The organism is Acidovorax sp. LjRoot38 (assembly GCF_964252975.1).
GTDB lineage: Bacteria > Pseudomonadota > Gammaproteobacteria > Burkholderiales > Burkholderiaceae_C > Acidovorax > Acidovorax facilis.
In genome coordinates this window covers 22,486-41,730 of sequence record NZ_CAXUPT020000022.1, presented here as the reverse complement: position 1 = coordinate 41,730, position 19,245 = coordinate 22,486, and the positions used below count along the sequence as shown (strand labels likewise).

The following is a 19,245-nucleotide window of genomic DNA, read 5'->3' as shown; positions in this document are numbered from 1 at the left end:
CTCGTCGCAGGCTCGGCCTGGTGGATCTTTCGCAAATAATCGAGGTCTTTTAGGGCGCTAGCGCTTGATTTACAAGCGCTAGCTGCTATCATTTTTATGTCTCACCCAGATCGATTTGCCACCCCCGGGGGCCTCAGCCGCAATACCGTGATCGTGGGCTCCGTCGTCGCACTGCATGTTGCGGGCCTCTGGGCCCTGCAATCGGGCCTGCTGCGCAAGGCAGCCGAAGTCATCGTGCCAGCAGAACTGCTGACCGAGTTCATCGCGCCCCCCGCTCCGCCCAAGGTCACCCCCCAGCCGCCAGCGCCACCCCCACCGCCCAAGCCCGCCCCCAAGGTGGCTCCGCGCCCCGCACCCATGCCGGTGGCCATTGCCGACCCCACCCCGGCGCCCAACGCCCCCACGGGCATCACCACACCCCAGCCACCTGCGCCGCCCATTGAGGCGCCCGTGGCCCCGCCAGCGCCTGCGCCAGCCCCCCCGGCTCCGCCCGCACCGCCCAAGATCGAGCTGCCGTCGAGCGACGCCGCTTACCTGAACAACCCCAAGCCCAGCTACCCCGCCATCAGCAAACGCATGGGCGAACAGGGCAAGGTGGTGCTGCGCGTACTGATCGGCATCGACGGCACCCCGCAGAAGGTGGAAATCAACAAGTCCAGCGGCTTCGACCGCCTGGACCGGCAGGCCCAGGAGGCCGTCATGCGCTGGCGCTTCGTGCCCGGCAAACGCAACGGCGTGCCCGAGACCATGTGGAACCTGGTCCCTGTCAATTTCGTTCTCGAATAACCGCATTCACCACCAATCATCGCTTTAGGGAGTTTTCTCATGGAATCGCAATTCGGCATCGCCAACGTCTGGATCCAGGGTGACTTTGTCACCCGCGCCGTCGCCATCCTGCTGCTGGCCATGTCGCTGGCCTCGTGGATCGTCATCCTCATCAAGGCGCTGGACATCATCAAGTTCAAGAAACACGCCCGCGCCGCACAGGATTTCTGGCACAGCGAAGACTTTGCCGCCGGCCTGACCAAGCTGGGCGCCGACCCCACCAACCCCTTCCGCCACCTGGCGCTGGAAGGCCGCGAAGCCACCGCCCACCACCGCAACACCAAGGCCCACCTGCACGACAGCCTGGACGTGAGCGACTGGGTCACCCGCTGCCTGCGCAACTGCATTGACGAGTTCACTGCACGCCTGCAATCGGGCCTGGCCATCCTGGCCTCGGTGGGTTCCACCGCCCCGTTCATCGGCCTGTTCGGCACCGTCTGGGGCATCTACCACGCGCTGCTGGCCATTGGCACCTCGGGCCAGTCCACCATCGACAAGGTGGCCGGCCCCATCGGCGAGGCGCTGATCATGACCGCCCTGGGCCTGGCCGTGGCCATCCCCGCCGTGCTGGGCTATAACGCGCTGGTGCGTGGCAACAAGTCCATCCTGGGCGGCCTCAACAGCTTTGCGCACGACCTGCATGCCTACTTTGTGACCGGCGCCCGCGTGAATGCGCCCGGCGAGCAAGGCAAGGTCCTGCCCATGAAGAAAGGTGGCTAAGCCATGGCCTTCGGAACCCAAGACGATGCCGATGACGTGATGAACGAGATCAACATGACGCCCCTCGTGGACGTCATGCTGGTGCTGCTCATCATCTTCATCATCACCGTGCCGGTGATGAAACACTCGGTGAACGTGGACCTGCCCCGCGCTACCAACCAGCCCGAGAACATCAAGCCCGAGACCGTGCGCCTGTCGGTGTCGGCCGATGGCAAGTACTTCTGGAACGAGTTCGAGGTCACGGAGGAAGAACTCTTCCCCCGCCTGCAGACCGAGGCCGCCAAGGAACCCCAGCCCGACCTGCACATCCGGGGCGACAAGAACGTGCGCTACGAGTTCGTGGCCCAGGCCATGGCCGCAGCGCAGCGGGCCGGCGTGCGCAAGATTGGGTTCGTGACCGAGCCCCAGTCCTGAGTGGGTCGGGCTTTACAGGCGCAGTGAATCCATTTCGCCCGAATCAGCACCGCCTGCAGGTCACCTTCAAGAACGTTTTTACGCCTGTGCCCGGTGCAGCGACGCTGCCCGGGCACAGGCGTTGAAGGCCCTCAGAACCTGTTCAAAGTCTTTTCAGGGTCGCACAGGCCATAAAAAACAACAAAAAGAAACACCAAACCCGCTTGACTCGTAATTGCGAATCGTTATCATTAACAAAACGCACTGCAACGCAACAGGAATACTCTTCATGCAAGCCACACTGACCGCCGCCTCGCTCTTGCGTACTGCCCCTTCAGACCTGCCCGTGCCACGCACGGATCGCGACACGCCCCACCCTGCCGACGCAGTGGCTGGCGCCGTGGACAGCAGTGCCCTGCTTCAGGGTCAGAAAGCGGTAGCGATCAGCCACAACGGCTCGGTATATCGCCTGCAGGCCACCAAGCTGGGCAAGCTCATCCTCACCAAGTAATTGCACCAGGAACCAAGTTTCATCGTGGGGCGACTCCCGGGCTTGCAACAAGCTCGAAAGGGTCGTTTTTGCCAGCCAACGGGTTCGCCCGCGTAGCCAGGCTTTTTTTCTCCCCAGCTCTCCTCGCCCCAGGATTCATCGAACCCCATAAAAAAACCGGCCAGTGGCCGGTTTTTTTATGGGAGATGCTGGTCTGCCCTGAAGGTTTAAAGCTTTTTTGGTTGCTAGCGCTTGATGGAAAAGCGCCAGCAGCTATTATTTTTAAAGCAATCTCCAGCAACCCGCGGGTATCAAAGCCCCAGCGCTGCAATCCCGGCGCGGGCAATCTGCGCATCTTCCGTGGACTTCACACCGCTCACGCCCACGGCGCCCAGGCACTGGCCGTCCTTGAGGATCGGCACGCCGCCTTCGAGCAGGCCGTCGATCGTGGGGGCGCTCAGGAAGGATGTGCGGCCACCGTTGATCACGTCCTCGTACACCTTGCTCTCACGACGGCCCAATGCGGCCGTGCGCGCTTTGGACGGGGCGATGTGGGACGACACCGCTGCGGCGCCATCCAGGCGCTGCAGCCACAGCAGATGGCCGCCGTCATCGACGATGGCGATGGTCACTGCCCAGTTGTTCTTGAGGGCTTCGGCTTCGGCCGCTGCGGCGACGGCCTTGACGTCGGCCAGTTCGAGTTCGTGTTTGGTTTTCATGGTGCGATCCGAGAAATGGAAAAGTAGAGAAATAGAGAGATGAAATGGAGGCTGTGCGGGCTGCCAACGGGCCAGCCCGGCACAAGAAGCGGCAAGCATAGCGGCATCCCAACCGCCCTTCACCCCCAACCAGGGTGAAAGAACCCTTACCAAAAGTAGGTGACCGGATGCGGGTATTGCAGGGCCAAAAACCATCACCACCTAAAATTTGTCATGTCTGCGTTGTGCAGGCCAACAAGGAGAGACACAAGATGAATGACCAAGTCACCACCCTGGGCCACTCTGCGGGCTATGGCATCTCGCAGGAAGAGCGCCACAAGGTGCTTCGCAATACTTACTGGCTGCTCGCACTGAGCATGATCCCCACGGTGCTCGGCGCCTGGGTGGGCGTTGCCACAGGCATCACCCAGTCGCTGCGCGGCGGCGTGGGCCTGATCGTGTTCCTGGGCGGCGCGTTCGCTTTCATGTTCGCGATCGAAAAGACCAAGCGCTCGGCCGCTGGCGTGCCTGTGCTGCTCGCCTTCACGTTCTTCATGGGCCTCATGCTCTCGCGCCTGATCGGCATGGTGCTGGGCTTCAAGAACGGTACCGACCTCATCATGACGGCGTTTGCCGGCACCGCAGGCGTGTTCTTCGTGATGGCCAGCCTGGCCAGCGTGATCAAGCGCGATCTGTCGGGCATGGGCAAGTGGCTGATGGTGGGCGCTCTGGTGCTCATGGTCGGCGCTGTCATCAACGTGTTCGTGGGCTCCTCGGTCGGCATGATGGCGATCTCGGTGGCGGCCATCGGCATCTTCAGCGCCTACATGCTGTATGACTTGAAGCAGATCCTGGACGGCGGCGAAACCAACTACATCAGCGCTACCCTGGCTCTGTATCTGGACATCTTCAACGTGTTCCAGAGCCTGCTGGCCCTGCTGGGCATCATGGGCGGGGAGCGCGAGTAACCCGCGCACCTGCAAGCAGGTGATTTCCCTCAAAGGCTCCTTCGGGAGCCTTTTTTCTTGCGGCTTTGCACAGCCCGGGGCTCAATAGCGCGCACGGCGTGCCGATAATGCAAGTACATGTATCGCAAACCTTCCTCCACCGCACTACGGCTGCTGGCTCTTTCCAGCATCCTGCTGCTGACTGCCTGCGACAAGATTCCCGGCCTGGGCCCGGATCCGCGCGTCGCCCAGCGCGAGGAGGAAGCCAAGGCCATCGGCGGCGCCTGCCGCCACGCGCTGCGGGGCCTGGAAGACTGCTACACCTTGAACCCCAAGGCCCCCAAGGCCTCGGTGTTTGCCGGGTGGAAGGACATGGACGCCTACATGCGCGAAAACAAGATCGAAGGCGCACCGTCAGTGCTCGGCAAGGTCGAGAAACCCGAGCGCACCGAACGATCCAGCGACATCGAAACCGAGCCACGCGACCCGGCTGCCAGCCGCAATCGCAGCTAGCCCGTCCCGCAATCGACACCTGAGGAGGCAGGCAGCGCCGTCATCGGCCTCCCCCCTTCGCTCAGTCGCGCTCGAACACCGCCATGCTCTCAACGTGTGCCGTGTGCGGGAACATGTTCACCATGCCCGCCGCCGTGCACCGGTAGCCTGCCAGGTGCACGAGCAGCCCGGCGTCGCGCGCCAGTGTGGCGGGGTTGCAGCTCACGTAGACGATGCGCTTCGGCGGGGCCCAGCCCTCCGCCCCTGTTGGCAGCGGGCCCGCGCCTTCGGCGCCGATGCGCGCCTGCTCGATGTCGGCAAGGGCCTTGGCCAGGGCAAACGCCCCTTCGCGGGGTGGGTCCACCAGCCATTTGTCGGCAGATCCGTCGGCCACCAGCATTTCCGGGGTCATTTCGAACAGGTTGCGCGCTACAAAATCAGTAGCTGCTAGCGCTTTATGGTCAGGCGCCACGGCCTGATTCAATGCATAGTTTTCGCGCGAACGGGCCACCAGGGCCTCGCTGCCTTCGATGCCCAGCACCTCGCGCGCCTGTGTGGCCAGTGGGAGCGTGAAATTGCCCAAACCGCAAAACCAGTCGATCACGCGTTCGTGCGGCTGCACATCCAGCAGGCGCAGCGCACGCGACACCAGCACGCGGTTGATGTGCGGGTTCACCTGGGTGAAGTCGGTGGGCTTGAACGGCATGGTGATGCCAAAGTCCGGCAGCGCATATGACAGCAGCTCGCCCCCTTCGTCCAGCAGCTTCACCGTGTCGGGCCCCTTGGGCTGCAGCCACCATTGCACGTGGTGTTCGGCCGCAAAGGCGCGCAACCGGGCGAGGTCATCCGCACTCAGCGGCTCCAGGTGCCGCAGCACCAACGCGGTTACGGTGTCGCCGCAGGCCAGTTCGATCTGGGGGCAGGTGTCGCGCGCATCCATGCCGGCAATCAGCGCGCGCAAGGGCATCAGCATGGCGTCCACATGGGGGGGCAGCACGGGGCACTGCTGCATGTCGGCCACATAGCGGCTCTTGCGCTCATGGAAACCGATCAGCACCTGGCCCTTCTTGATCACATGGCGCACCGACAAACGGGCGCGGTAGCGATAACCCCAGGACGGGCCTTCGATGGGCCGCAGCATGGTCTGGGCCTTGACCTTGCCCAGGTGCCAGAGGTTGTCTTCGAGCACGCGCTGCTTGACGGCAACCTGGGCGCCCACGTGCAGGTGCTGCATCTTGCAGCCACCGCAGGCACCGGCGTGCAGGCCAAAGTGCTGGCAGCCGGGGCGCACACGCTGCGACGATTCGCGGTGAATCGCCACCAGGCTGGCCTGCTCCCAGTTGTTCTTCTTACGGTGGGTGTTGGCGGTGACCAGCTCGAACGGCAGGGCACCGTCGATGAAGATCACCTTGCCGTCGGGCTTGCGGGCAACGCCCTGGGCATCCAGGTCCATGGACTGCACTTGCAGCCAGCCTTCGGGCAAGTCGCTCTGGGAATCCTGCGCGGTGGGTTCAAACGAGGGGGATAGTTCTTTCGGTTCGCTCATCCCCCGATTGTCTCAGGCCCGGGACAGCCCCCGCACGGGCCGCTGAACCGGGCGCTCAGCTGCGGTCTGCGCGGGCGGGACGACCGCCCATGCCCATGGAACCCGTAGCCCCTTGAGCAGACGCCAGGGGAAGCTTGTTGATGGGGAGGTCGCAGTTGTGGTTGTCAGGCGAGAACACCAGTGTGGAGCCCGGGGCAACCTGTGGCAGGGTCTGGTGGATCTGGTAGGACAGGTCCACCGGTGGCTGGGGGGCGCGGTACACGATGTCCTGGTCGGGGCCGTAAACCACGTAGCACGAGGCTGCAGCCGACTGGCTGAAAAAGGCCGCCGCCAGCAGGGCAGCAGCAGCGTATGGAAAGCGGATCATGGTTCTTCTCCTCAATCTGACAGGTCTGCCGGGCATTATGCGGGCTTTGGCAGGCAACGCCAATGTGGCCGCTGGAGGCTGCGGCGCGGCAGCACGAACCCCGTGGCATTCACCGCAGATGCAGATGGTTGGTGTGCTTGACCTCTTCCATCACCGCATAGGTCCGCGTCTCGCGCACGCCGGGCAGTTGCCACAGCACGTTGCCCGCAAACACGCGGTAGGCATTCATGTCGGCAGATCGCGTCTTGAGCAGGTAGTCGAACCCGCCCGCCACCATGTGGCATTCCATGATTTCGGGGTGCACCTGCACGGCGGCCTTGAACTGGTCGAACACATTGGGCGTGGTGCGGTCCAGCAGCACCTCCACAAACACCAGCATGCCCGCGCCCAGCTTCAGGGGGTTCAGGCGCGCCTCGTAGCCGAGGATGAAGCCATCCCGCATGAGGCGCTGCACGCGCGCCAGCACGGCCGTGGGCGACAGAGCCACCGCCTCGGCCAGCTTGAGGTTGGCAATGCGGCCGTCTTCCTGCAGGATTGACAGGATCTTGCGGTCAATCCGGTCGAGATCGGGTTCTGCTTGCATCTTGATTAGCGATTAATTCGGTGTAGAAGCCAATTTTCGACCATTTATTCACCACCAACCCAAGGATCATCGCCAATAACGCGCCCCACCAACACTTTCCCCGTGTTGGGCCCCGCCAAACCCCTGAAAGACTCCGTCATGACGCAGCCCTCCGCCCCGTTTGCAGACTTCGCGCCCCGCACGCCGCTCTCCAACCCGCTGCGCGCAGCCATCACCGCCGCTACCCGCCGCCCCGAGCCCGAAGCACTGGCCCCACTCCTGGCCCAGGCCCGCCTGCCTGCTGATCAAGCAGCGTCGGCCCAGCAACTGGCCCTGCGCATTGCCAAGGCACTGCGCGAACGCAAGGCCAGCGCCGGGCGCGCGGGCATCGTGCAGGGGCTGCTGCAGGAGTTTTCGCTGTCGTCGCAAGAAGGCGTGGCGCTGATGTGCCTGGCCGAGGCGCTGCTGCGCATCCCCGACAAGGCCACACGCGACGCGCTCATCCGCGACAAGATCAGCCACGGCCAGTGGGATGCCCACCTGGGCAAGAGCCCTTCGTTGTTCGTCAACGCCGCCACCTGGGGCCTGCTCATCACCGGCAAGCTGGTGGCCACGCACAGCGAAGGCAGCCTGGGGAACTCGCTCAGCCGCCTGATCGGCAAGGGCGGCGAGCCGCTGATCCGCAAAGGCGTGGACATGGCGATGCGCATGATGGGCGAGCAGTTTGTGACCGGCGAGACCATCGACGAAGCGCTGCGCAACGCCCGCACGATGGAGGCCGAGGGCTTTCGCTATTCGTACGACATGCTGGGTGAGGCCGCGCTGACCGGCGAAGACGCCCAGCGCTATTACGCGTCGTATGAGCAAGCCATCCATGCGATTGGCAAGGCCTCTGCTGGGCGCGGCATCTATGAAGGGCCGGGCATCTCCATCAAGCTCTCGGCCCTGCACCCGCGCTACAGCCGCGCCCAGTTTGGCAGGGTCATGGACGAGCTGTATCCGCTGGTGTTGCGCCTCACGGCCCTTGCCAAGCAGTACGACATTGGCCTGAACATCGACGCCGAAGAAACCGACCGGCTGGAGCTGTCGCTGGACCTGCTGGAACGCCTGTGCCACGAGCCCACGCTGGCGGGCTGGAACGGCATTGGCTTTGTCATCCAGGCCTACCAAAAGCGCTGCCCGTTCGTCATCGACTATGTGGTGGACTTGGCGCGCCGCACCCAGCGCCGACTGATGGTGCGCCTGGTCAAGGGCGCGTACTGGGACAGCGAAATCAAGCGCGCCCAGGTTGATGGGCTGGAGGACTACCCCGTCTACACCCGCAAGGTGCACACCGACATTTCTTACATCGCCTGCGCACGCAAGCTGCTGGCCGCGCCCGAAGCCGTGTACCCCCAGTTCGCCACCCACAACGCCGAGACGGTGGCCACCATCTACCAACTGGCGGGCAGCAACTACTACGCCGGGCAGTACGAGTTCCAGTGCCTGCACGGCATGGGCGAGCCGCTGTATGAGCAGGTGGTGGGGGCCATCACCGCCGGTAAATTGGGCCGCCCGTGCCGCATCTACGCCCCAGTGGGCACGCACGAAACCCTGCTGGCCTACCTGGTTCGCCGCCTGCTGGAAAACGGCGCCAACACCTCGTTTGTGAACCGCATTGCTGACGAAACGATTGCACTGAATGAGTTGGTACGCAGCCCCGTGCAGGTCGTAGACCAGCAAGCTGCGGCAGAAGGCACTGCGGGCTTGCCCCACCCCCGCATTGCCACGCCCCAGGGCCTGTATGGCGCGCATCGCACCAACTCGCGCGGGCTGGATCTGTCGAACGAAAACACGCTGACCGAGCTGGCCACCACCCTGCAAGCCACGGCAAGCCACGCCTGGACGGCAGCGCCCCTGCTGGCTACTGACTTGCCCGCAGGCCCCACCCAGCCCGTGCGCAACCCCGCCGACCACAGCGATGTGGTGGGCCAGGTGCAAGAAGCCACAACAGCCGACGTAGACCAGGCTCTGGCCCACGCCCAGGCAGCAGCAGCCCCCTGGGCCGCCACACCACCCGCCGAGCGTGCTGCCGCGCTGCTGCGCACCGCCGACCTGCTCGAAGCCCGCATGCAGCCCCTGCTGGGCCTGCTGATGCGCGAAGCGGGCAAAAGCGCCAGCAACGCCGTGGCCGAGGTGCGCGAGGCCGTGGACTTCCTGCGCTACTACGCGGCCCAGGCGCAAAGCACCTTCGACAACACCACCCATATCCCGCTCGGCCCCGTGGCCTGCATCAGCCCCTGGAACTTCCCGCTCGCCATCTTCATGGGCCAGGTGGCGGCCGCGCTGGCCGCTGGCAACCCCGTGCTGGCCAAGCCGGCAGAGCAAACCCCGCTGATCGCCGCCGAGGCCGTGCGCCTGCTGTGGCAAGCCGGTGTGCCCCGTGCGGCGGTGCAACTGCTGCCCGGCCAGGGCGAAACCGTGGGCGCGCGCCTGATCGGTGACGCCCGCGTGATGGGCGTTATGTTCACTGGCTCCACCGAAGTGGCGCGCATACTGCAACGCACCGTGGCCGGGCGGCTGGACGCTGCAGGCCGTCCCATCCCGCTGATTGCCGAAACCGGCGGGCAGAACGCGATGATCGTGGACTCGTCCGCCTTGGTCGAGCAGGTGGTGGGCGATGCGGTGTCGTCCGCCTTTGACAGCGCAGGACAGCGCTGCTCGGCGCTGCGCGTGTTGTGCGTGCAGGAAGATGCCGCGGACCGCGTGGTGGAGATGCTGCAAGGTGCCATGGGTGAACTGCGCGTGGGCAACCCTGGCGAGCTGCGCGTGGACGTGGGCCCGGTGATCGACGCCGAAGCACAAGCGGGCATCGCCCAGCACATCGAGAAATTCAAGGCCAAGGGCCATCGGGTGTTCCAGCACCCGAACCATGTGTCGGCCGCCAGCGTACAAGGCACCTTCGTTCCCCCCACATTGATCGAACTGAACCACATCGGCGAGCTGCAACGCGAAGTCTTCGGCCCCGTGCTGCACCTGGTGCGCTACGCCCGCAACGACCTGGACCAGTTGCTCGACCAGATCAACGCCACCGGCTACGGCCTGACGCAAGGCGTGCACACCCGCATCGACGAAACCATTGCCCGTGTGGTGAACCGGGCCCACGCTGGCAACGTGTACGTCAACCGCAACATGGTCGGTGCCGTGGTGGGCGTGCAGCCGTTTGGCGGCGAGGGCCTGTCGGGCACGGGGCCCAAGGCAGGCGGGCCGCTGTACCTGCTGCGCCTGGTGTCGCAGCGCCCGGCCGATGCGCTGGCGCGCACCTTTGCCGACGCCGACCGCACTACGCCGCCCGAGGAGGCAGTGCGCGAGCGCCTGCTGGCGCCTCTGGCCACCTTGCAGCAATGGGCGCAGCTCCAGGGCAATGCAGCCCTGGCCAACACCTGCCAACAGTTTGCCCAGCAAACCCAAAGCGGCACCGCCCGCACCCTGCCCGGCCCCACGGGCGAGCGCAATGTTTACACCCTGGCCCCACGTGGCCGCGTGCTGTGCCTGGCGCGAAGTGTGGATGACCTGCTGGTACAGACTGCGGCCGTGCTCGCCAGCGGTGGCACGGCTCTGTGGCCCACCGCACAGGCCAACCTGCGCACGCCATTGCCCACGCTGGTGCAGGCGCAGATCCAGCTGCAGGACAACACACTGAACGACGGCACGCTGGAGCTGGATGCCGTGCTGCACCACGGCGACGCCCCCTCGCTGCAGGCCGTGTGCACCGCCCTCGCCCGCCGCGCGGGGCCTATCGTGGGTGTGACGGCACTGCAGCCCGGTGCCACGGACATCCCGCTGGAGCGCCTGCTGATCGAGCGCGCGCTGAGCGTGAACACAGCCGCAGCGGGCGGCAACGCGAGCCTGATGACAATTGGATGAGGGCCCAGCATCGGGCCATCATCCAACCTGGAGAAATTTGAATAAAATTGGCTGCTAGCGCTTATTCATCAAGCGCTATTAGCTATTAATTTAATAGCACTCAAGATACCGATGCCAGCGGCAGATTGAGCAACAGGTTCTGCGGCTTGATGCGCACCACGCCCTCGGCGTTGGTCGCCAGCCCCAGGTACACCGGCTTGCCCGCCACATCGGCACGCATCTCGGCCGGGTTGGCAAAGGTCAGCGTGAACAGGCTCACCAGCCGCGCCATGCGCTCGCCATCCACCGGCCGATCCTGATACAGGTCGTTAAGGATGGCGGTGGACTCCACATCCAGCCCCACATGCCAGCGCCACGCGCTGTCGGTGACCTGGTGCACAGGCTCGATCTGCACTTGCACGCCCAGCAAGTGGCCGACCCAGCGCTCCAGCACCCGCGCCAGCGCCTTCAGGCCAGAACGGGCGCGGGTCATCTTGAAGGTCAGGCCATGGCTCAGGTCCTGCGTCAGCTCATGGGTCAGGTCGAGCAGAAAGTGGTGGCGGTCACTCTCCCGCCAATATTGCGCCGCATTGTCGGCCGACAGCACCTTGACCTGCGCCGTGGGCTGCAGTGCACCGCTTTGCAGCAGCAAGCGGCCCACCTCGCCCAGGCCCGCGGTCTCGTTGAGCATGTCGAGCGTCGCCCGGTCGCCTGCCAGCATTTGCCCGTCTTGCAAGGTAATGCGCTGCGACCGAAACAGCATTTCGGCAGCGCGTGCTTCGAAGGCGTCGTTGCAGTTGTCGAGCAGGTTGCGCAGCAGGGCCTGCACCACGGCGTCAATGAACACGGCGGGCACGTTCACCACCCCACTGCGCATGAGCTGCAAGTAGTACGCCTCCAGCGTGCCGGCGGCCAGCAGGCCATCGCGAAAACGCAGGAACACGGTGTAGTTTTCACGGGCGTCGTCGTCCTGCACCGCTGCCAGTTCGGCCGACAAAACCACCCGTGCAGGCGATAACGCCAGAGATTCGTGCAGGGCGATCTCGGCGGCGCAGGACTCTGGCACCAGCGCCAGTTCAGGCCGGGCAAGCAGCCACTGCAGGTATTCATCGGAAGGCACCAGCCAGCCGCGCGCATCCCGGGCCAGCGCCTGAAAGCCACATCCGGGCCAGAAATCAGCAGCTGGCGTCATGCGAAGGACCTCTGCCCCAGGAAGAAGAACGTTGTGGCGGCGCGGTGGGAAGCGTCAAGGGTCGGACCATGGAAGACGGGAGGTGAATGCTGGGGTGAATGTGGGTGGGCAACAAGTGGCTTCACGGGAAGTTGCGACGCGGCGTTGACACAGTCCGTGAGTGTAGTTGTCGCACTCCTCACGCCTTACGCTGTGTGCGAACGCCTCTCGCTACCCATACCGCCCCATGGGCGCAAAGGGGGCCCCCTCCTCTCGAAAAGCACCGTTTTTCCGCTGCTTACCCCGGGATTGGCCTGATCGAATTCAGGGACTATCAAGGCAACGTCCACAGAACCCCCATCGGCCCGGTGATCCACCCGATGCCACACCATGGACTGCCAGATCACCCGAGGAGTCGCAACATGCTCGATATTTCACAAGCCACCAACATGCTGACGTCCCTGGGCGTCTCCAGTTCCATGGCGGCCAAGGCGGCAGAGCGCACGGCCCAGAACCACGCGGGCGCGGACCCTGTCACCTTTCTCAAAGAATTGCAGACCACGCTGGAACAACTGTCTGCCGAGGCTGCACAGGGAAAAGCGACTGGCACCAGCACCGCAGGGGCCACCACGGTGGCCGCACAAACCAAACCCTACCAATCCACCGCCGCCCTCTACAGCACCAAAGGTGCGGTGGACACCGGGACCACCGAGGCCGCAGTCAAGGCGCCCTTCAGCAACCTGGAAGAATTCCGCGCCTGGGAGCGTGGCCTGGGCGATACGTTTGCCGAAGACTACGAAGTGCCGGACTATGTGCGGATGACAGCGATGTCTTTGAGCGGAGGCGACCAGGAGGTGGTTGGCCGCTACATGTTCTTCAAGAACCACCCCGAGTTTGCGGCGGACTACGAAGCCATTCGCAGCGGCAAACTGTCGCAATTCCCAACGGATGGCTCGACGCTCGTCAAAAGCGACCTGACCGCAATGCCGTCGGAGACCGCCTCGTTCTACAAGAAGAACCCCGACATGCTGCTGGCGGCCGAAGGCTTCAACATGGACCCGACACTCGCCAAGATGCGCACGGACGGGACCGTCGCAACGCCTGAGGGCGTGAATCCCTCTGAATGGCTGATGAGCAATAAATGGACGGCTGATGGGGTAGTCCCCCAAGACAACCGCTTGGTTCTGGCCCAAGCGCCCTACATCGGTCTGGACGGCAAAGGTGCCGACACCTACCGGCTGACCACCTACGACTCGGCCACAAACAGCATCATCAACTTCGACGGAACCGCCTACGATCCGGTCACCGGTGAAGCCAGGGCCTGACCGCGGCCTGGCCTGGGGTTTGCCGTCTTCCCAGGGCGGGGAAGACGTGGTCCGGCATGGTCTTCCTAAATGAGTCGTTTCAACCAGGGGGTACGGTGGAACACCAGCGCCACCACCAGCGCGCCACCAAACACCAGAGCGGCCACAAGCGGCACCGTGAGCAGCGGCGCGTGGTCCTCAGGCTTGAAACCGTATTCCCTGAACGATTCCAGCAAAATCGGGTGCACCAGATAGACGCCCAGCGTTAACGGAGCAACCCTCTGAACGCACTGCGCCCATCCCCCCGCCAAGGTGCATTGTTTGAGCATCAGCATCAAGCTGATCGACATGGGGATGACGGAAAAGCTCAGGTAGCCATAGAAATACAGTCCCCTGTCCAGCCCCTGCGCGCGGCCCAGCCAGTAGCAGCCCACGGCGGTGACCGCCACAGCCAAGCCAAAGACCGCCATCAACACAGCCAGGGGGATTTTCCTGTCACTGGTCTGGATCAGGTAGCCACAGAGGAAATACGGCAGATACGGCAGAAACCAGTTGATGAAAAGGCCCGCCCCATCGCCAGAAAAGACGCGGGAAAACTCGTTCACGCCAGACAGCACAAACATCAAGGCCACAAGCCACCACAGATCGCGCCGGCTTGTGTTGCGCACCAGCGTCCTCAGGAAGGGAACGAACAGGTACAGGCACAGGATCATGTACAGGAACCACAGGTGGTAGTGAGGCCACCCTCTGGCAACGCTGTGCAAGACATCCATCGCGCGCAGCTCGGCCAGGGCACCCCGGTGGTTCCAAAGAATGTAGACAGCACTCCAGAAGGCAATTGGCAGCAGGACCCGTGCCGCCCGCTTGCGGTAGAACTCGGCCACGCCCTCGGTCTTGCGCGGGTCGAGCAACAACGCGCCGCTCACCATCACGAACACCGGCACGCACCAGCGCACGAGGGCGTCGTACAGATTGCCGTACCACCAACCAGGGGAACCCAACGCCGCCAGAGTGACCACGCTGCCGACCACGTGCAGGACCACCACGGCCATGATGGAGACGACCCTCGCTACATCAAGCCAGATCATTGTTTCTAGGTCTTTGGCGTGACAGTGCTTGTTTATTCCCACTCGATCGTCGCTGGCGGCTTGCTGCTCACGTCGTACGTTACGCGGTTGATGCCGCGGACTTCGTTAATGATGCGGCCCGACACCTTCTTGAGCAGGGCGTAGGGCAGCTCAGCCCAGTCGGCGGTCATGAAGTCACTGGTCTGCACGGCGCGCAGCGCCACCACGTAGTCATACGTGCGGCCATCACCCATCACGCCCACGCTCTTGACGGGCAGGAAGACGGTGAAGGCCTGGCTGGTGAGGTCATACCAGGTCTTGCCAGTGGCTTCGTCGACATGGTTGCGCAGCTCTTCGATGAAGATCGCGTCGGCACGGCGCAGCAGGTCGGCGTATTCCTTCTTCACTTCGCCCAGGATGCGCACGCCCAGGCCGGGGCCGGGGAAGGGGTGGCGGTAGACCATTTCGGGCGGTAGGCCCAGGGCCACGCCGAGTTCGCGCACTTCGTCCTTGAACAAATCGCGCAGGGGCTCCAGCAGCTTCAGACCCAACTGCTCGGGCAGGCCGCCCACGTTGTGGTGGCTCTTGATAGTGACGGCCTTCTTGCTCTTGGCCCCGCCGCTCTCGATCACATCGGGGTAAATCGTGCCCTGCGCCAGGAAGGTGGCACCCTTGTGGCCCCCGTCGCCCGCCTTCAGTTTCGCGGCTTCCGCCTTGAACACGTCCACGAACAGGCCGCCGATGATCTTGCGCTTGGCTTCGGGGTCGCTCACGCCCGCCAGCTTGCCCAGGAACAGGTCGCTCGCATCCACGCGGATCACTTTGGCGTGCAGCTTGCCGACGAACATGTCCATGACCATGTCGCCTTCGTTCAGGCGCAGCAGGCCGTGATCGACGAAGACGCAGGTCAGCTGGTCGCCAATGGCGCGGTGGATGAGCGCGGCGGCCACGGACGAATCCACACCGCCCGAGAGACCCAGGATCACTTCTTCATCACCCACCTGCTGGCGGATCTGCTCCACAGCTTCGGCGATGTGGTCACGCATCACCCAGTCGGGACGGGTGCCGCAAATGCCGAGCACGAAACGGTCCAGCAACGCCCTGCCCTGCACGGTGTGCGTGACTTCGGGGTGGAACTGCACGGCGTAGAAGCGACGGCTTTCATCGGCCATGCCGGCGATGGGGCAGCTGTCGGTGCTGGCCATGAGCTTGAAGCCCGGGGGCAGCTCGGTGACCTTGTCGCCGTGGCTCATCCACACGTTGAGCATGCCGTGGCCTTCAGGCGTGGTGAAGTCGGCGATGTCCTTGAGCAGTGCGGTGTGGCCGCGCGCGCGCACGGCAGCAAAGCCGAACTCGCGCTTGTGGCCCATTTCAACCTTGCCACCCAGCTGCTGCGCCATGGTCTGCATGCCGTAGCAGATGCCCAAGACGGGCAAACCCAGATCGAACACCGCTTGCGGCGCGCGGTCGGTGGTGTCTTCGGTCACGCTGGCGTGGCTGCCCGACAGGATGATGCCCTTGAGCGAACCGTCCTTGGCATAGTCGCGCACCCATTCGTCAGTCACATCGCAAGGGTGCACTTCGCAGTACACATTGGCCTCGCGCACGCGGCGGGCGATGAGCTGGGTGACTTGCGAGCCGAAATCGAGGATGAGGATTTTCTGGTGTTGCATGGTGGTGGTCCGTCAGAGACGGGAGAGGTCGAGAAGTGGGACACCGCTGCGCCGTGCGGCAGCGGCCTGTTGGGGATCAAAGGTGGCCAAGGGCAAGCGCAGCGAGCGGGCGAGCCACAGATAGGCCGCATCAAAGGTGGGCAGGCCGGTCTCCAGTGCCACGTCGAGCACGGCCTTGTGCTGGGCAGGGGCCAATTCATGGAGCTCCACCCGGTGGCGGATGGCTTCGAGTACGCCCCATAGGCCTTCGACAGATGTGGCGGGGATGCGCCCGCTGTTCACGCCACTGGCCAGGATGTTGTGGCACTCCCAGTGCCAGAGGTTGGGCGCCTGGGGCTCCACCTCATCGCGGCGGATAAGGGTGTAAAGACGGCGGGTATGTTCGCTAGCACTGTCAGGCAGCAGCCAGGCGGCGGTGACCGAGGCATCCAGCACGAAGGCGGTCATGCGTTACTCCGACCTGTGCGACGCAGGCTATCCACCGTCGATGAACCTGCGGGTTGAATGCTGGCATGAAGCGCATCCATCTGGCCCAACTCGCGCGCAATCTGCTCGTCAGAAATCACTGGGCGCCGACGCACGGGAAGCATGCGCACCACCTCTTTGCCATGGCGCGTAATGCGCACTTCCTCGCCCTGCTCGACCAGTTCGATCAAGGCAGAGAACCTGCTTTTCGCTTCGTAGATGCCAACGGACTGCATAAATAAAAAAGTCTGGCCTGAATGGTGAATTCAGATCAGACTATATCAGTCTGACCAGATTTTTTCAATCAAGCCAGACTCGGTATCTCCCAAGGTGGATCAGACCCAGACCCTGCTAACGCCCGCGATCCAGGCTAGGGCAGCCGTGCAAGGGCCGCCTAGCTGCGCAGCGGCGCTTCGCTTGCGTGCACTGGCTGCGTCTCCCTTCCCGAATGGCGCAGCCATTCGAGAGAAGGGGGAAGGCGCGAAGCGACTCAGGGGGTTGTCCCTTAATCAGCGCGGTAGTTCGGCGCTTCCTTGGTGATCTGCACATCGTGCACATGGCTTTCGCGGATACCAGCCGTGGTGATCTCGACGAACTCGGCCTTGTTGTTCATCTCTTCGATCGTGGCGCAACCGCAGTAGCCCATGGAGGCACGCACGCCGCCAGCCATCTGGTAGACGATGGAAACCATGGAGCCCTTGTAGGGCACGCGGCCTTCGATGCCTTCAGGCACGAGCTTGTCAGCGTTGGGGTTGCCGGTGCTCGATTCCTGGAAGTAGCGGTCGGCACTGCCCTGCTGCATGGCGCCAATGGAGCCCATGCCACGGTAGCTCTTGTAGCTGCGGCCCTGGAACAGGATGACTTCTCCGGGCGCTTCTTCGGTGCCTGCAAACATGCCGCCCATCATCACCGTGCCGGCGCCAGCGGCCAGGGCCTTGGCGATGTCGCCGCTGTAGCGGATACCGCCGTCGGCAATCAGCGGCACGCCTGTGCCCTTGAGGGCCGTGGCGACGTTGTCGATGGCCATGATCTGGGGCACGCCCACACCGGCCACGATGCGGGTGGTGCAGATGGAACCAGGGCCGATACCGACCTTGACGGCATCCGCGCCCGCCTCGACCAGCGCCAGGGCCGCCGCGCCGGTCGCGATGTTGCCGCCGATCACGTCGATCTGCGGGTAGTTCTGCTTGACCCAGCGCACGCGGTCGATCACGCCCTTGCTGTGGCCGTGGGCCGTGTCCACCACGATGGCGTCCACACCGGCCTTGACCAGGGCTTCGACGCGTTCTTCGGTGCCCTCGCCCACGCCCACGGCAGCGCCCACACGCAGGCGACCTGCGGCGTCGCGGGCAGCGTTGGGGAAGCTGGTTTGTTTGGTGATGTCCTTCACCGTGATCAGGCCCTTGAGCTCAAAGGCGTCGTTCACGACCAGGATGCGTTCGAGCTTGTGCTTGTTGAGCAGCGCCTTGGCTTCGGCCGGCGTGGTGCCTTCTTTTTCATTGACCGTGATGAGCTTCTCGCGCGGGGTCATGATCTGGTGGACCTTGACGTCGTAACGGGTCTCGAAGCGCAGGTCGCGGCCGGTGACGATACCCACCACCTTGCCGCCGTCGCACACGGGAAAGCCTGAGATGCCCAGTTGTTCGGACAGCTGGAGCACCTGCAGCACCGTGTGCTCGGGGGTGATGACCACCGGATCACGCAGCACGCCGGACTCGTAGCGCTTGACCTTGGCCACATGAGCAGCCTGCTCCTGCGCCGTGAGGTTCTTGTGCACGATGCCGATGCCGCCCTCCTGGGCAATGGCAATGGCCAGACGCGCCTCGGTCACGGTGTCCATGGCGGCGGACACGAGCGGCAGGTTCAGTTGGATATTGCGGGAGAGTTTCGTCGCGAGGGACGTGTCCTTGGGCAGGACCTGGGAGTACGCTGGCACCAGCAACACATCGTCGAAGGTGAGCGCTTTTCCAAGAAGGCGCATGAGAAAGCTCCAAAAGACGGATTGTACCCGCGCCGCGTGTGGTGAAAACGCGCCCGCCCGTCTTCAACGCACTGGCGGGGGGTGAGTCACATGGATAAACTTGTCCGCATGAAAATGCATAAGCTTCTCCTGCTGGCCGTGGCCTGCACCTGGGCCATGGGCGCGGCGGCGCAATGGCAGTGGATCGACAAGGATGGCCGCAAGGTCTTCAGCGACCGCCCTCCACCCCAAGATACCCCGGAAAAGAACATCCTGAAGCAGCCCGGTGGCGGGGTTCCGCGTTCAGCACCCGCTCCAGTGGCAGCCGCGCCAGCGGAAGGAACCCCTGCGGCCACAACCACCGCTGCCGCCTCGGCCACCAAGCCTGCCGCCAGCGCGCCGGGTACCGGCAAAGACAAAGCCCTGGAAGAGAAAAAAGCCCAGGCAGAAGCGGCGGAAGCGGCCAAGAAAAAAGCAGACGAAGAAAAGCTAGCCAAGGCCAAGGCAGACAACTGCACGCGCGCGCGCCAGGCCAAGGCAGCATTTGACTCGGGCAAACCCATCACCCAGTCCAACGCCCAGGGCGAGCGCATCTTCCTCGACGAAGCTGGCCGGGCGGCGGAATCCAAACGCATCGACGGCATCATTGCCGCCGACTGCAAGCGCTAACCCGAGCCCCC

At 64.1% G+C, this 19,245-nt stretch carries 19 protein-coding genes; 9 read left to right on the top strand and 10 right to left on the bottom strand.

All coding sequences use genetic code 11. The features are described 5' to 3' along the window. Positions 1–96 precede the first annotated feature (96 nt). The 4 genes from ACSQ22_RS24825 (at position 97) to hemP (ending at position 2,449) form a co-directional block, all read left to right on the top strand. On the top strand, positions 97–786 hold the full coding sequence (locus tag ACSQ22_RS24825; RefSeq protein WP_436131823.1) for an energy transducer TonB: 690 nt from the start codon (positions 97–99) through the stop codon (positions 784–786). 39 nt (positions 787–825) lie between these two features. Then, entirely contained in the window at positions 826–1,545 is a 720-nt protein-coding gene (locus tag ACSQ22_RS24820; RefSeq protein ID WP_055398135.1) for a MotA/TolQ/ExbB proton channel family protein, read from the top strand. A gap of 3 nt (positions 1,546–1,548) precedes the next feature. Continuing rightward, complete coding sequence (locus ACSQ22_RS24815) at positions 1,549–1,959, top strand: ExbD/TolR family protein (protein ID WP_055398136.1); 411 nt, start codon at positions 1,549–1,551, stop codon at positions 1,957–1,959. 268 nt (positions 1,960–2,227) lie between these two features. Next, complete coding sequence (gene hemP / locus ACSQ22_RS24810; protein WP_055398137.1) at positions 2,228–2,449, top strand: hemin uptake protein HemP; 222 nt, start codon at positions 2,228–2,230, stop codon at positions 2,447–2,449. Positions 2,450–2,739: 290 nt separating this feature from the next. Here the strand turns inward: hemP and ACSQ22_RS24805 are convergent, their stop codons facing one another. After that, entirely contained in the window at positions 2,740–3,147 is a 408-nt protein-coding gene (locus ACSQ22_RS24805; RefSeq protein ID WP_121420472.1) for a GlcG/HbpS family heme-binding protein, read from the bottom strand. Between the two features lie 251 nt (positions 3,148–3,398). On the opposite strand from ACSQ22_RS24805, the gene ACSQ22_RS24800 reads away from it, so the two are divergent. After that, a complete protein-coding gene (locus ACSQ22_RS24800; protein WP_055398139.1) occupies positions 3,399–4,094 on the top strand; it encodes a Bax inhibitor-1/YccA family protein in 696 nt (231 codons plus the stop codon). Between the two features lie 117 nt (positions 4,095–4,211). Continuing rightward, positions 4,212–4,586, top strand: a complete 375-nt coding sequence (locus ACSQ22_RS24795) for a hypothetical protein (protein WP_055398140.1) — start codon at positions 4,212–4,214, stop codon at positions 4,584–4,586. 61 nt (positions 4,587–4,647) lie between these two features. On the opposite strand, the gene rlmD is transcribed toward ACSQ22_RS24795, so the two are convergent. From rlmD to ACSQ22_RS24780, 3 genes are all read right to left on the bottom strand, one after another. Next, positions 4,648–6,111 carry a 23S rRNA (uracil(1939)-C(5))-methyltransferase RlmD gene (rlmD, locus tag ACSQ22_RS24790; protein ID WP_121420473.1) on the bottom strand — a complete coding sequence of 488 codons (1,464 nt, stop codon included), beginning with the start codon at positions 6,109–6,111 and terminating at the stop codon, positions 4,648–4,650. A gap of 55 nt (positions 6,112–6,166) precedes the next feature. Further along, complete coding sequence (locus ACSQ22_RS24785) at positions 6,167–6,478, bottom strand: hypothetical protein (protein ID WP_228897911.1); 312 nt, start codon at positions 6,476–6,478, stop codon at positions 6,167–6,169. Positions 6,479–6,587: 109 nt separating this feature from the next. Beyond that, positions 6,588–7,061 (bottom strand): Lrp/AsnC ligand binding domain-containing protein, encoded by a 474-nt coding sequence (locus tag ACSQ22_RS24780; protein WP_436131822.1) that lies wholly within the window; start codon positions 7,059–7,061, stop codon positions 6,588–6,590. Positions 7,062–7,199: 138 nt separating this feature from the next. Here ACSQ22_RS24780 and putA point away from each other — a divergent pair, with 138 nt between their 5' ends. After that, positions 7,200–10,946 (top strand): trifunctional transcriptional regulator/proline dehydrogenase/L-glutamate gamma-semialdehyde dehydrogenase, encoded by a 3,747-nt coding sequence (putA, locus tag ACSQ22_RS24775; RefSeq protein WP_436131821.1) that lies wholly within the window; start codon positions 7,200–7,202, stop codon positions 10,944–10,946. 100 nt (positions 10,947–11,046) lie between these two features. Here the strand turns inward: putA and ACSQ22_RS24770 are convergent, their stop codons facing one another. After that, a complete protein-coding gene (locus tag ACSQ22_RS24770; protein WP_436131820.1) occupies positions 11,047–12,117 on the bottom strand; it encodes a DUF6352 family protein in 1,071 nt (356 codons plus the stop codon). A 401-nt stretch (positions 12,118–12,518) separates the two neighbouring features. Here ACSQ22_RS24770 and ACSQ22_RS24765 point away from each other — a divergent pair, with 401 nt between their 5' ends. After that, entirely contained in the window at positions 12,519–13,421 is a 903-nt protein-coding gene (locus tag ACSQ22_RS24765) for a hypothetical protein (RefSeq protein WP_436131819.1), read from the top strand. Between the two features lie 65 nt (positions 13,422–13,486). Here the strand turns inward: ACSQ22_RS24765 and ACSQ22_RS24760 are convergent, their stop codons facing one another. The 5 genes from ACSQ22_RS24760 to guaB all read right to left on the bottom strand — a co-directional run bounded on the left by ACSQ22_RS24760 (position 13,487) and on the right by guaB (position 18,586). Beyond that, positions 13,487–14,488 (bottom strand): acyltransferase, encoded by a 1,002-nt coding sequence (locus ACSQ22_RS24760; protein WP_436131818.1) that lies wholly within the window; start codon positions 14,486–14,488, stop codon positions 13,487–13,489. 32 nt (positions 14,489–14,520) lie between these two features. Then, positions 14,521–16,140, bottom strand: a complete 1,620-nt coding sequence (guaA, locus tag ACSQ22_RS24755; protein ID WP_436131817.1) for a glutamine-hydrolyzing GMP synthase — start codon at positions 16,138–16,140, stop codon at positions 14,521–14,523. A gap of 12 nt (positions 16,141–16,152) precedes the next feature. Continuing rightward, on the bottom strand, positions 16,153–16,587 hold the full coding sequence (locus ACSQ22_RS24750; RefSeq protein WP_055398149.1) for a type II toxin-antitoxin system VapC family toxin: 435 nt from the start codon (positions 16,585–16,587) through the stop codon (positions 16,153–16,155). After that, a complete protein-coding gene (locus tag ACSQ22_RS24745; protein ID WP_142145376.1) occupies positions 16,584–16,841 on the bottom strand; it encodes a type II toxin-antitoxin system Phd/YefM family antitoxin in 258 nt (85 codons plus the stop codon). Before ACSQ22_RS24745 ends, ACSQ22_RS24750 begins: the two co-directional genes overlap by 4 nt. A 269-nt stretch (positions 16,842–17,110) precedes the next feature. Continuing rightward, positions 17,111–18,586, bottom strand: coding sequence for an IMP dehydrogenase (gene guaB, locus ACSQ22_RS24740; protein ID WP_055398151.1), 1,476 nt, complete (start codon positions 18,584–18,586; stop codon positions 17,111–17,113). A gap of 108 nt (positions 18,587–18,694) precedes the next feature. Between guaB and ACSQ22_RS24735 the strand changes: the two genes are divergently transcribed. Next, positions 18,695–19,234 carry a DUF4124 domain-containing protein gene (locus tag ACSQ22_RS24735; protein ID WP_306553589.1) on the top strand — a complete coding sequence of 180 codons (540 nt, stop codon included), beginning with the start codon at positions 18,695–18,697 and terminating at the stop codon, positions 19,232–19,234. Positions 19,235–19,245: the final 11 nt, after the last annotated feature.